The 11,898-nt window shown below is 33.7% G+C and carries 14 protein-coding genes; 2 read left to right on the top strand and 12 right to left on the bottom strand.

The features are described 5' to 3' along the window. Positions 1–3: 3 nt before the first annotated feature. The 12 genes from HMPREF2795_RS07085 to HMPREF2795_RS07030 all read right to left on the bottom strand — a co-directional run bounded on the left by HMPREF2795_RS07085 (position 4) and on the right by HMPREF2795_RS07030 (position 10,360). Entirely contained in the window at positions 4–222 is a 219-nt protein-coding gene (locus HMPREF2795_RS07085; RefSeq protein ID WP_049504187.1) for a TcpD family membrane protein, read from the bottom strand. A gap of 5 nt (positions 223–227) precedes the next feature. Continuing rightward, complete coding sequence (locus HMPREF2795_RS07080; RefSeq protein WP_398578197.1) at positions 228–1,148, bottom strand: conjugal transfer protein; 921 nt, start codon at positions 1,146–1,148, stop codon at positions 228–230. Between the two features lie 8 nt (positions 1,149–1,156). Then, a complete protein-coding gene (locus HMPREF2795_RS07075; RefSeq protein ID WP_075228542.1) occupies positions 1,157–1,630 on the bottom strand; it encodes a hypothetical protein in 474 nt (157 codons plus the stop codon). Then, positions 1,627–2,094: an antirestriction protein ArdA gene (locus HMPREF2795_RS07070; protein WP_075228541.1), complete on the bottom strand. Its 468-nt coding sequence runs from the start codon at positions 2,092–2,094 to the stop codon at positions 1,627–1,629. The genes HMPREF2795_RS07075 and HMPREF2795_RS07070 overlap by 4 nt, the downstream gene beginning before the upstream one ends. Before the next feature lie 22 nt (positions 2,095–2,116). Beyond that, positions 2,117–2,485, bottom strand: a complete 369-nt coding sequence (locus tag HMPREF2795_RS07065) for a hypothetical protein (RefSeq protein WP_075228540.1) — start codon at positions 2,483–2,485, stop codon at positions 2,117–2,119. A 59-nt stretch (positions 2,486–2,544) separates the two neighbouring features. Continuing rightward, the gene (locus HMPREF2795_RS07060) at positions 2,545–2,817 is read right to left on the bottom strand and encodes a hypothetical protein (protein ID WP_001152052.1); all 273 of its coding nucleotides are present in this window, start codon (positions 2,815–2,817) and stop codon (positions 2,545–2,547) included. 81 nt (positions 2,818–2,898) lie between these two features. Next, positions 2,899–3,219 carry a hypothetical protein gene (locus tag HMPREF2795_RS07055; RefSeq protein WP_000568327.1) on the bottom strand — a complete coding sequence of 107 codons (321 nt, stop codon included), beginning with the start codon at positions 3,217–3,219 and terminating at the stop codon, positions 2,899–2,901. Next, complete coding sequence (locus tag HMPREF2795_RS07050; RefSeq protein WP_000398620.1) at positions 3,216–4,445, bottom strand: replication initiation factor domain-containing protein; 1,230 nt, start codon at positions 4,443–4,445, stop codon at positions 3,216–3,218. The genes HMPREF2795_RS07055 and HMPREF2795_RS07050 overlap by 4 nt, the downstream gene beginning before the upstream one ends. Positions 4,446–4,722: 277 nt before the next feature. Next, a complete protein-coding gene (locus HMPREF2795_RS07045; RefSeq protein WP_000522449.1) occupies positions 4,723–6,474 on the bottom strand; it encodes an FtsK/SpoIIIE domain-containing protein in 1,752 nt (583 codons plus the stop codon). A gap of 19 nt (positions 6,475–6,493) precedes the next feature. Then, positions 6,494–6,952 (bottom strand): hypothetical protein, encoded by a 459-nt coding sequence (locus HMPREF2795_RS07040; RefSeq protein ID WP_001097072.1) that lies wholly within the window; start codon positions 6,950–6,952, stop codon positions 6,494–6,496. Continuing rightward, positions 6,952–7,254, bottom strand: a complete 303-nt coding sequence (locus HMPREF2795_RS07035) for a hypothetical protein (RefSeq protein WP_001019589.1) — start codon at positions 7,252–7,254, stop codon at positions 6,952–6,954. Before HMPREF2795_RS07035 ends, HMPREF2795_RS07040 begins: the two co-directional genes overlap by 1 nt. Positions 7,255–7,342: 88 nt before the next feature. After that, on the bottom strand, positions 7,343–10,360 hold the full coding sequence (locus HMPREF2795_RS07030; RefSeq protein WP_075228539.1) for an SspB-related isopeptide-forming adhesin: 3,018 nt from the start codon (positions 10,358–10,360) through the stop codon (positions 7,343–7,345). 911 nt (positions 10,361–11,271) lie between these two features. On the opposite strand from HMPREF2795_RS07030, the gene HMPREF2795_RS07025 reads away from it, so the two are divergent. Beyond that, a complete protein-coding gene (locus tag HMPREF2795_RS07025) occupies positions 11,272–11,607 on the top strand; it encodes a helix-turn-helix domain-containing protein (RefSeq protein WP_000394558.1) in 336 nt (111 codons plus the stop codon). Between the two features lie 2 nt (positions 11,608–11,609). After that, positions 11,610–11,898 (top strand): ImmA/IrrE family metallo-endopeptidase (locus HMPREF2795_RS10795; RefSeq protein ID WP_075228538.1); only part of this gene is annotated, 289 nt, incomplete at its 3' end.

The raw sequence follows: 11,898 nt of genomic DNA, 5'->3' as shown, positions 1-11,898 counted from the left end.
TTCCTACTTGAATAATTCAAGGGCTTTAGACCAAATAGGCTTCGTAGCATTTAATACTGTCTCAGGATTTTCAAAAAAGAAAAGAATGAATCCTGCAACCAAAACAATCACAACAAGTTTTCCTAACTGCTGCTCTTTCCATGCTTTAAGAGCCTTCATACCAGCAAAAAATGCGACTGCTGGAACACCAAGTTTTGATACTAAAAATTGAAACAATGCCATTTATTCTATTCTCCTTTTTCTTCCTTTTTATTAAAATCAGATGGAATTATGTGTTCCATCTTTTCTATAAAATAACTATCTTTATCTTGTCGTAACTCAAAACTAAAATTTTCGCTATGAGTTGTCCCAGCAACATCAAGAGTGATTTGAGCATAAGCAAGTATTTTCCCATCTTTTTCCTTGAAATAGGTATAATCCAAACTCTTGAATGTTGCTCCACCAATAGACTTAATTCCACTAGAAATCAAATCTAAGTTTGCTTGACTAGTCGTATAATTTTTAAAGAACAATTCCATGAAAGATACCAACTTTTTACGTTTTCCTTCTTCCATTTCATCATTCGCAACTAGAGATACATGATTCTCTTTTTCTACCCCATCAGCTTTAAAATCACTTACAGGAGAAAACCAAGACAATCCAGATACATAATACTTACCATTTTTTTCACCGTAAGGAATCGAAAATTCAATCCCTACTCGCTGGCTTTTATCTCCATTTTTTGTATCATAGATCACACGGTAAACAGCAATTCCATCTTTAGCACTTAACATTCGAGCACTAACAAGATTCATTTCCTGTTTTGTCTGACCTTGATTTTTTACATCAGGAACACTTCCATAATAGTCATTCAGTTTGGAGATATTTTCATCAGATGATCCAGCTTGTGAATCATAAGTAAAATATCTACTCACATAGCCATCTAAAAACTGTTCCAAAGTTCGATCTGTTTCTTTTCTTGCTTCGACAACAGGAGATTCAGAAAGTCTTGCTTTCATTTTTGCAGTAGTCGATAAAGAAACAAACATAGAAAAAGCTCCGAATAAGACAAAAAAAGATAAGCCAGTTAAAAAAATCAGATTCGATTTTTTCTGGCTTATTTTTTTAATCTTTAACTGTTTGTCTTTTCGTGGCTTCTTTAAAAACATATTTCTCATTAAAAAGAAACCTTTCTATAATATCCATTAGGAGTATTCAAAACTTCTCCTTGGTTAATAAATCCTTGAAATACTGTCACCCAATTCCCACACTTAAAAAAATAATCAATAACCGATTTATAATCTAACTCTTTCGTCAATTCAAAAATTGTATCAACTTCATCTTTAGAACAAAATCTATAATAAGTCGTTGCAATTTTTGTCACAGGAATATAACGCTGTAATTGAAATTTGACAATGTATTCATCACCATCATATAATTCCAATACTGCTTTCTTCAGCAAGTAAACCTCATCTAAAGACATAATCTTATCTACTTGCCAATCAGAAATCCCACAAATAAAAAAGTTATCTTTATCAATACCTCTTTCTTTCATTCTTTCTAGGATTTGATCTCGACTGTACTTCATAATATCCAATTCACAAAGAAATTCAAAATTACCTTCGTTAAGAACCCTTATATTCGCTATCATCTTGATATAAAGTAACCTTTATCAACAAAGCAACCACCTTCTTCTAAACGAACATCACGACCAAATTTTTCATAGTCTAAATAAAGAAGCAACTTTTCCTTAGATAGTTCTACACCAAGTTCCTCAACAAGATATTCGCCTAAATCTCTATCAGTTGTAACTTCAGGATATAAATAACAATCATCAAAATCATAACTATCTAAGTATGATGGATCAGAAGATTCTGTTTCAATAACTGATAAAACAATATCTTCATCTACATCTTCAACATTTTCAGCAATACTATTCGCTAAATCTAAAGTTAAATCTTCACAATTCAAAGTAGGCAAACCTTCAATCGAATCAATTGTAACCTCAATTTCTTGACCTTCATAGCCAAAGCGTTCAGCTACTTCTTCACTAGAGCATGGAAGCAAAACTCGTCTTGCGATTCCTTTATAAATAACTAAAGCCATTAAATCCATTTTTATTTCCCTCCTTTACTTTCTACTGCAACAAAAACCAACTATCGTCCTCATGACCTAAATAGGTATATGATTCACTCAAACGATTGATGATTTCTTCCTCATGTTCTTCTACATAAGCAAATAATCGCTCTTCATTGACTAACTGCTCATATTCTTCATGGTTTATAATTTTAGCAAAATCAATCAATGCTTCCTTCGTATCAACTTCTGTAAATGAATTGACTGCTACATTATCAGGATTACAACCTTCAAATTCTTTAAACTCCACACCATCAAAACATTCATCTAACTTAGCAATAACTTTCTCAGGTAAATCCAATAAGGTTTTCCCATGCACATAGTTTTTACATACATCAGAAAAATTATCGTAAACTACTTTAACACTCATTTAACTCTCCTTTCAAAAAATAAAAAGGAAGCCATAATTGACTTCCTTCACAATTTTCATTAAATTGAAGCTGAACGCTCAAAACTACAACCAATCGCAAATGCTCGATTTGTAACTTTATTAAGTTCCTTATTCATTGCATAATAACTAGACAGGTCTTTCTTGATACATTCAAGGACTTGATACGGTAGTTGCAATTCTTCTTCATTTTTAAGAAGTGCACTCAATTCACCAGCCATAGTCCATGCTTGTTTAAATTCTTGATCCTTCAGTTTTTTTGCAAGTTCGTTCGACAAATCAATAATTTGTTTATCTTTTCCAGCTAAAGCCATTTTTTATACCTCTTTCTTTTCATTTTTATCTTTTACATTTTCTAATTAGACAGGCTGGAGAACGTTTCTTAACTTCCATATTCACATCCACCCCTCTAAATGAAATCGTTGAATCAAATTCAAACATTCATTTTCCATTTCTTCTTTGCTCCTTCTCAACAATCCAAACCATAATAGTTTTCGTTTCACATCAACTTGATTTGCCAAATATGATTCGTATTCAGTAATCAATCGTTTCAATTCAATCCAATCATTCCTTTTTTTAGTTTGATGATATTTCTGAGATTGAAACTCAATATAGGCTTGATAATCTCTTGCTACCTTACTATCTGTCAAACCATCATAAAAATTTCTTGCAGGAATCAAATATACAATTTTTTCAATGTCTTTATAGTCAATCATTCTATCCTCCCTAACTGATTTTGAAGAAACTCTAATTCTTTTCGCTGTCTAGGTGTAAGTTCTCCTGAATCCATTATCTTTTTCATATTCTCTTGCATGAACATTCGATCAATCTCAGACACAAATAATAATGAATTAGAAACCCTTTCTACCAACCATCTAATCGTCCTTTCCACTGAATAAGGTTCAGGGTTAACTGTTAGTCTGACTGCTTCATGATTTCCAAAAAGTTGTTGCCACTTGCTGTCATACTTTCTAAAACCATGTTCATCAGTACCATCATAGATTTGTATTGCTCCTTGAAAAATTGACCTCGTTAATTCTGCAATCTCACTACCAGCTAGTACTTCTGAAACAAACGCTCTAGCTTTTCCTTGCGAAAAACGAACTTCGTAGCGATTCCATATCCTAAACAGTCTGGCACTAGCTGATACGCTAATTCCTTCTTTCTTTGCTATCTCGTATCTCTTTTCATAAAAGTTAAAATACATTTCAGATTGACGACTACCAAGATAGATTGATAAGCCTTGCCTATTTTCTGATTCAAATGGATTTTCAAAATCAAATCCTCCACCACCGACAAATGAAAAACTCTTCAAATAAGGAGATACAATCTCTTGTTGATAGTATCTAGTCACTAGTGTTGACAAATCAAAATTCTCCTTCGTATCCTCCATTGCCATTTCATCAACTGCAATATCTATTCGAGTTACACTAAAATCGCCTCCATAACACTTCTGAAACCTTTTTATAAAGTCAGTCCACGTTAGGTTACTATTTTCAAGATACATTTCTAATTGACGACAGCCTTGACCACTTAATTGAACCGTAATCCTATTTTTATCCTCTCCATTTTCACTAAAGCAGGAATTAAAGCCGAAAAACCAAATATCACCATAACGATACAACAGTTCATATTTCATAAATGAAGTTGTCTCAGGTCGAAGCATAACATCAAATCCGAAAAATTCTTTTGCCACAAAGTATACATCTGTTTCATTGTGAAGCGTAAATCTGAAATAGTCAATCATGTATCTTGTTAGATTAGTGTCACCGTTTTTTAAACTGAACTGATTTTTTATTTCTATGAAATCTTCCTTTTTCAATGTTCTATACCCATTTTCATAGGCTTTTAGGGTAGAAACAGGGATACCAGTCTTTAATGACAACTCTTTTCTTGTCATATTTCGTTCTTTTCTAAATTTTTTTAAGTTTTTTCCTTCCATTTCTCCTTCAAAACTCCATTTTTTACCAAAAGGGACACAAAAAAACACTAAAGGGACACACCTCTATCCCTTGTCGCTGTAAGTGTAAAGTGCATTTTGTAACTTTTGTTACCCACCTATTAGAATAGGTGGGTTAATTAGTATAGTCCAGCCCTCTAGTGAGCGCTAGTGAGCGCAGGCGCTCGTTGCTTCGCTTCCTCGCTTCTGCTACTAGCTACTAGAGAGCTGGACTACACCAACTACATATAAACAAAGAAAAGGGGGATCTCCCCTCTTCTCATAGTTCGTATTCATCAAATGGAAAATCTTCCAAAATATCAGACCATTTTTGAGTTCTTGTCTTTTTCAACTCAAACAAATCTCTAACCAAAAGAACCTGAGCCTGATTCATCACAATTATTCCATCTTCCCTCATAATCGTAATTTTTCCTAGTTCTTCTAACTTCTTCAGTAAATTTTGAACAGAGGAGAAACTAACTCCAATATCCATAGATACATCACTTGCTTTAGCAAGATCCTTTTCATCTTTCTTTATTTCTTTCTTACTAGCCATCAACTCTTGCACCATTTCAGAATTAGCTTTTTTAACTTGCCCTTTTTGCAATTCTTCTTTAGCTTGCATTTCTTCCTGTAATACTTGTTTTTCTTCTTCAGATAATCCAACACTAGGATTCTCTAAAGGATTGAAAGGATTTTCTCGTCTATCTATCTTTTCATATTCATCATAAAATGATAATTTTCTTTCAAGTAATGGTGAATAAAATTCTCTTGCTACTTCTCCATAAACACAAGCATAACCACGACCATAAACACGCTTACCAGCAATATATTTAACATACTTAAATTCTTTGTTCCTATTGACTTCCCCAAAGGCTAGGTCATAACCTACCTCGTCCAATCGACCAACAGAAATACGGAAGTTAATATTCGCTTGTAGTTTAGAGCCTAAGTCTTCTCTCGAAGGTTTCTGCATCGCTATTAATCCAAAACAACCAGCTTGCCTTCCTAAAAGTAAGAATTGCCCCATAGCATTATCTAAACGCTGTCTTGTTTGAAAATCAAGCATGGCACACAAGGCATTATATTCATCACAAACTAAGAAATAAGGCTCTAAGCCATACTCATAGAACTTCTTCAAATCCTTATCACCATGTTCTGCACGTTCCTTGCGCATATAAGAATAACGAGCAAACATAATTTCTACTGCTCTTTCAACCATAGAAACTATATCTTCTGCTTCATAAAAAATACGACTTTCAAAAGCTCTTTGTTCTGCCATAGTCACAAAGTCAGCTTGTTTTGGATCACCTATATCCACTACACCAACTTTAGCCATTGCACGAATCAATGTTCTCAATAATACTGTTTTACCACCACCAGTACCACCAACAACCAATAAATGAGGATCATCAACAGGATTCCAATAAAGATTCTTCATCAATTGAATACCCTTATCCGAATAGTTAACATCAGTCACCTTGATCCGATTCAAAAAAGCAGAATAGGCAAGTTTATAAGTCTTAAACTTAATATCGTCCTGAACTTCCATAAAGTCCATGAAAAAGGTTGTTTCAAGTTCACTAGCAATCTTTTTAAACTTTTCCTGAAACTTATTTCCAGCCATTTTAAAGGCTACATCTAAATCATAACGATTCTGTTTCAAATAGACTGTAGGAAACACAATCTTATCAACTGTACCTGAATCTCTTTTAACCTTCTTTGTATAAGAATATCCATTTTCTTTCAAAAAGAAAGCCAGTTTAGATAGTCTTTCCAACTTTTGAAATAGGAATATTCTTTCTTGTGAAAACCATGTTAAATAGATACTTAAAACAACAAATACAATCAACAGGATCACAGAGATAACAATTGATGATATATCCAAACTCTTGATTTTTTCAAAATTCTGATACACATAGAATCCAAGTACAGGACTAAATATAAAAAAGAAAAAAGAAAAGATAAAGTATCTAAGATTCACCATGTAAGGCTTAATCTTAATTCCCCTATATGCAGGAAATAAACCCATATCTTTTCTCCTTTAGCAATTATCCTTTATGTTCTTGTTTCTGTTCTTGCTTTTGATCCTGTTTAGGTTTGGCAGCAGTTTTTTTTAGCTTATCAACTACAAATACGAATCGGTGCTTATTAGGCTCAACTTGATTTCGATCAGCCTTACGCATACCATGATATGCGATCAACAACGTATCAAAATCAATAGTTTCTTGATATCCAAGATTCAAAGCATCAATTTCTTCTTCTGATTGTTCAGTTACTTTTAAGAATACAGTGTCTTCTTGTCCTTCTGAATATACTAAAACTTCAACACCATCATAATCACCTTCTCCTGTTTCGAGATCAATATTTACAAACTGTGCCCCTTCATTCTTAATAAATTTACAATTCCCTAAAACTTCTTTCGGATTTAACAATAAGTCATTCAAAATACGATATTTTTTTGAAAAAATTTCTACACGCTTTCCAAGTTCTAGTCCATTTTTAGCCATTATTTATTACCTCCTACACGTTTAAGTCCTTTAGCCAATACATTTGTTGAAGCAGAGAAATTCGGTCCTTCAACATAATCTTCTAGGAAAATTGGATCAATAGGTTCAACTTCCTCATTTACTTGATATGTAGCCATATCTTTTGGAGTGATAATTGAGAACATACCGTGCTTCCCATTCATCACAATATGTCGTGTACCCTCAAAAGGTTTACCTTCAATAATAGCTGGTGCTTTTTCAGAGCGTACATAGTTAGCCTTCCCAATCGCTTCAGGATTGAATTTAAAGTTTTCAATGTTCATTTCTTATTTTCCTTTTCTATTTACATTTTTAAACAAAACAAAAAGGACGATAATCCTGTTCTATTATCGCCCAACAACACAATTTTCACTAATTTTTTTTACGTTTAAGACCAGCTAAACCAAGCACAGATAAAATACTAGCACCTATCAATCCAAGAGAACTTGAATCTGTACCTGTATTTGGCAACTCTTTCAATTCTACAGATTGCTCTTGTTTAACTGATTCAACTGACTGGGATGGTGTAACTGGGTTAGACGGCTCAGTCGGTTTAACTGGCTTAGGTAGTCTAGGTAATTCAGGAGAATTAGGAACTTCAGGAGTATGAGTCACTACTTTAGCTTCCATCTCTTGATCGTTGACAATATTGACAAATGTATTTTCAACTTTCCCACTTGCGATACGCTCAACTTCGATATAGAAATCAGCATCGAACGTACCTTGTACTCCTAGAGAGTTTAGGAACTCTTTATCAATAGTGTAAGCCCACTTACCGTCTTGTTCATTCCATGTTACTTTAACAATCTTCTTGATAAAGTCAGAGTTTGTACTTTGATCAAATTCAAATTTAAAAGCATAAGCAGAACCTTTCACGATCTGATCTCCTGCCTTAACCACTTTACCGTCAGCCAAGACGACATCATAAGGAAGAACTAAGTCTTTTTCAGCAAGGTATTCTGAACCACGAATGATTCCTGACCAATTGCCAGTATAACGATCATGTCTAACATCTAACTTATCAATGCCATCATACTGATAAAGAGTATCATGTTTTGCTGGAACAGTTACACCGTCCAAAAGATAGCGTAGATATTCCCCAATTTGAATTTCTTGACCGTCCCGAACTTTAGAATTATCTTTGTGATCCAAAGCGTGTTTTTCAGGTTTCAAGTTAGGAACTTGAACAGTTACCAAGTTAGAAACAAAGCCATTTCCAAAGTCAATTTGGTGGAAATCGTTCTTCACAATTTGACCTTTTTCTACCAACAAATGAGCAGGAAGATCAATCGTGATATTCTTAGCCTGTCTTACATAATTCTTATAGAATGAAGCCGAGTCTTTCGCTACAAACATATAGAACTCACCTTTTGGATTCAAGCCTGCCTCTTTCAAAATGTTTTGAATTTCATGTGTACGTTCTTTTTCGGAAAGAACATGATACATATTAAAAAGATCCTTAACATCTTTACCAGTAGAATCCTTCATTGTGATTTTATTATCATCTACCATGTAAGCACCATCTTGTACATCATCTACCATTGCCCAAGTCTTACCATGAGTTTTAGAATCAGCAGTAAATGTTGAATATGGTTTGTAATCCGTTGTCAAACTGAATTTCACTTTTTTATCAAATGTATTTGCGCTATCAATATTGTTTCCAAAGTTATCAGTAATAGCCTTCACAGGTTTTGGAGTTGAAGGGTTTACACGTAAGCGTCTATATTTAATTTTTACAGTTGGGGCATCAGGTTTATTCGGTAAATCTTTTGGTTTTCTCAAAACAAGCTTTATTTCTTTAGTATCCTTTTTCTTCCACTCAGGTTCAACTGGTGGCTTAGAAAGGATAGTCACAGGCACTGTTGAACTTGCCTTACCAAAGATACCAACAGCCCACCCATCTTGATAGAAAATATCTTCATCTTTCAGATTACTTCCTGCCGAACCAAGCTGTCTTTTAACTTCGGCTCGTTTGGATTCAATTTCTTCTTCACCATGAACACCTACTCCATTGTGATAAGCAAAATTCAACTTAGAACCATATCCAACAGAAAGAAGCGAACCTAGAGGAATATCTGATTCATCCCCTACGTTAGCATATCCAAGATCACCTGCTTTTACTCCCAATTCAGGGACATCATGAGTCCATGGGGTTTTATATTCGCCTTTATAATATTCCTTATTATCACGGTTTACTTTCTTAACTTCTGAACCATTTGGATTTAAAACAATTCCTTCTGAACCATCTTGATAGGTAAAGCGTAATTCTTGTCCATAATCAATATCATTAAAAGTAGCAGCGATAGCCATCCCAACTTCTTTTCCTGTCTTTTCATCAAAAAAGTCAATTTTTGTGTCAAATTGAACTAGATTCCCAAACAAGAAATTGATTGAACCACTACCATTGTCTTTTCTAATAAAGATCTTTGTAGCACTTAATGGCTTGCCATCCTTAACCCACTCAGCTTCCGCACTATTGAAAGTAAATCGAGCAGATATTTTCTGACCTTCTTTACTTTCAGCAACATTATGGAGCGTGAATGAATCACCTGTTTTTGGATTCACAATTTCAGCAAAAACATCATCATTTTTTGAGAGCAAGTCTGTACGGCTTCCACTAATAGTTGTGTCTGAATGTAGTCCAATATAATCTTTAACAGCAGTTAAACCTTCTACTCCTTCAAATGAAACAGTTAGGCTTCTGTAATAACCCACACTGCCACGTTTGCTTTCATCATAATTGCCATAAACTTTAATATGAGTATTTTCAGCCTTCAATCCTTTCTTAGCGAGTTCTTCTTTTTGCTTGTTGTAAGCATCCAGTTCCTTATTGTAGTTTTCTAGCTTCTTGTCATACTGCTCTTTTAGTTCCGTATTTTCCTTGTCAACCTTCTTATTATAATCTTCTTGAGCTTTCAGGCTTTCTTTGTAGTCATCTTTTTTCTTTGCATTATCACGTTCGATACTCTCGTTTTCAGCTAAAACTGCTCGACGTTCAGCTTCGTTATTTGTTTTAGCTTTCTTATATTCGTCCGTTTTCTGTTTGACTTCTGATTCATGTTTTGCATATTCAGCTTCAATTTCTTTCTGCTTACTTACGACTGTTTCGCTTGTTGCAACTCCTTCATCCTGAACATCATCAATTTCAACATTTACCCCAGCTTCTTTAGCTTCAGTCATAGCTTTATCAAGCGATTCATGAGAAATTACAACTCCAAATTCTGCTTTCTTTTCTACAGCTACAGGGGTATTCACATTTACCTCATCAGCAGTTACAGTTGAAGAGAAAGCCATTCCCAACATTGCAAGTGCAAGGATAACTCCACAAGCACCACCAGATTTCATCTTACGAATAGAACCGTAAGCCTTAAATTCTTGATTTTTCAACATTTATTATTAATTCTCCTTTTATTGATATTTTTATTTTTTAATCTCGTCACTTTCAAGAAGGGGAACGAGATCGCTTAGCTACTACAATCATTTTTTCTCCTTTTCTACAAATAAAAAAGCCAGTTCCCCAACTGACTTTAAAAATAATAATTCATTTTTGTATGCTATAGTTTGAAATATCTATTCATTAATTGTTCAAAACTGTATAATCTTGCACATAAATTTTGAATAACTCGTTATCACCTCATTTCCTATTGTTAATTCACATAAAAGAATACAAGTATAATTCTCTTGTGAAAACTAACAATAACACTTATTGCTAATTTTCTAATCTTTAAAGACTTTTATCCAAAGTCTTTACTGATTCCTGGTTATTTATATGCTCATATCTTCGCATATTTTCAGCTTCTAAGCCTACTACCTTCGCCAAAGTCACGAATTTAAGAATAACTCAATATCCCCTCTTTCTTACCTAAAGGCATTAGCAAAAGTTAATTACTCAACTCTCACATACCGACCATACGACATATAGACTTCACTATCTCTCTCTAGCTACCTTCTACGAAGTATCATTGACTGTTTTCAGCCGTCAGTTCCCTTTACTTATCTACTAAGGCGAAAGGACGAAATACCCAACGTGATCTTAATAAAAGCTTAGTAGATATAAAAACTAGAACTACTAACAGACTTGACTTTTAACCATAAATCACTTATAATAAAGTTGCAACATCAATTATTCGTGTTTGGTCAGTGTAAATCATTGCCTGACACGTTTTTTTATTAAATTTTCAAAGGTCAATCATCACAGAAAAATGTAATCATTTGATTACATCGACTATTATATAATCAAATGATTACTTTGTCAAGACTTTTGTAAAATAATTTTATTATTTCTTATTACGGTACTTATTATGGAATTTAAAGATAGATTAAAAGCAGTTCGACTGAACAATAAACTCACTCAAAAAGAGGTTGCAAACCACTTCCAAACTTCACCTCAAAGTTATGCCCAGTGGGAGAAAGGGCTAAGAAAACCATCAGCAGAAAATCTTCAGAAACTTGCAGATTTTTTCAACGTTTCAACTGACTACCTTTTAGGGAAAACTGATTTTCCTGAACCTGATTCGGATATTGATTTAGATACTGCTATTGATAATTCAGTCGCTTTCGATGGTACTCCTATCACAGATGATGACCGAGAAATCATCAAAAATTATCTGAAAGATTACTTCGCAAATAAAAAATAAGTATGAATCTAAATAAAGTTATAAAAGAGATTGAGCAATTAAACTGCCAAGTTGTCATTCTTGACAACTTATCCTGTAAGGGGAGATATGTACTTGCAAATAACAAACACTTTATTTTCCTTAGTTCCGATACAACAGATATTGAAAAAATAAATATACTTCTTCACGAAAAACACCATCTCATTAATGATGATTGTAACAATTCTTTATCTCAGATCGATACTTTTAAAAATCATATTGAATCTGAAACTGAAAAAAGAAGAATCCTTGATTTTATGAGTCTAGTAAATA

It is taken from the genome of Streptococcus sp. HMSC056C01 (assembly GCF_001811305.1).
Lineage (GTDB): Bacteria > Bacillota > Bacilli > Lactobacillales > Streptococcaceae > Streptococcus.
This window is presented reverse-complemented; position numbering and strand designations above follow the sequence as displayed.

Excerpts from the sequence above, each read along its gene's own strand:
- HMPREF2795_RS07060 (WP_001152052.1), bottom strand. The coding sequence starts at position 2,817 with ATGGCTTTAGCTGGAAAAGATAAACAAATTATTGATTTGTCGAACGAA.
- HMPREF2795_RS07055 (WP_000568327.1), bottom strand. The coding sequence starts at position 3,219 with ATGATTGACTATAAAGACATTGAAAAAATTGTATATTTGATTCCTGCA.
- HMPREF2795_RS07035 (WP_001019589.1), bottom strand. The coding sequence starts at position 7,254 with ATGAACATTGAAAACTTTAAATTCAATCCTGAAGCGATTGGGAAGGCT.
- HMPREF2795_RS07085 (WP_049504187.1), bottom strand. The coding sequence starts at position 222 with ATGGCATTGTTTCAATTTTTAGTATCAAAACTTGGTGTTCCAGCAGTC.
- HMPREF2795_RS07030 (WP_075228539.1), bottom strand. The coding sequence starts at position 10,360 with ATGTTGAAAAATCAAGAATTTAAGGCTTACGGTTCTATTCGTAAGATG.
- HMPREF2795_RS07075 (WP_075228542.1), bottom strand. The coding sequence starts at position 1,630 with ATGATAGCGAATATAAGGGTTCTTAACGAAGGTAATTTTGAATTTCTT.
- HMPREF2795_RS07025 (WP_000394558.1), top strand. The coding sequence starts at position 11,272 with ATGGAATTTAAAGATAGATTAAAAGCAGTTCGACTGAACAATAAACTC.
- HMPREF2795_RS07080 (WP_398578197.1), bottom strand. The coding sequence starts at position 1,148 with ATGTTTTTAAAGAAGCCACGAAAAGACAAACAGTTAAAGATTAAAAAA.
- HMPREF2795_RS07040 (WP_001097072.1), bottom strand. The coding sequence starts at position 6,952 with ATGGCTAAAAATGGACTAGAACTTGGAAAGCGTGTAGAAATTTTTTCA.
- HMPREF2795_RS07050 (WP_000398620.1), bottom strand. The coding sequence starts at position 4,445 with ATGGAAGGAAAAAACTTAAAAAAATTTAGAAAAGAACGAAATATGACA.
- HMPREF2795_RS07070 (WP_075228541.1), bottom strand. The coding sequence starts at position 2,094 with ATGGATTTAATGGCTTTAGTTATTTATAAAGGAATCGCAAGACGAGTT.
- HMPREF2795_RS07065 (WP_075228540.1), bottom strand. The coding sequence starts at position 2,485 with ATGAGTGTTAAAGTAGTTTACGATAATTTTTCTGATGTATGTAAAAAC.
- HMPREF2795_RS07045 (WP_000522449.1), bottom strand. The coding sequence starts at position 6,474 with ATGGGTTTATTTCCTGCATATAGGGGAATTAAGATTAAGCCTTACATG.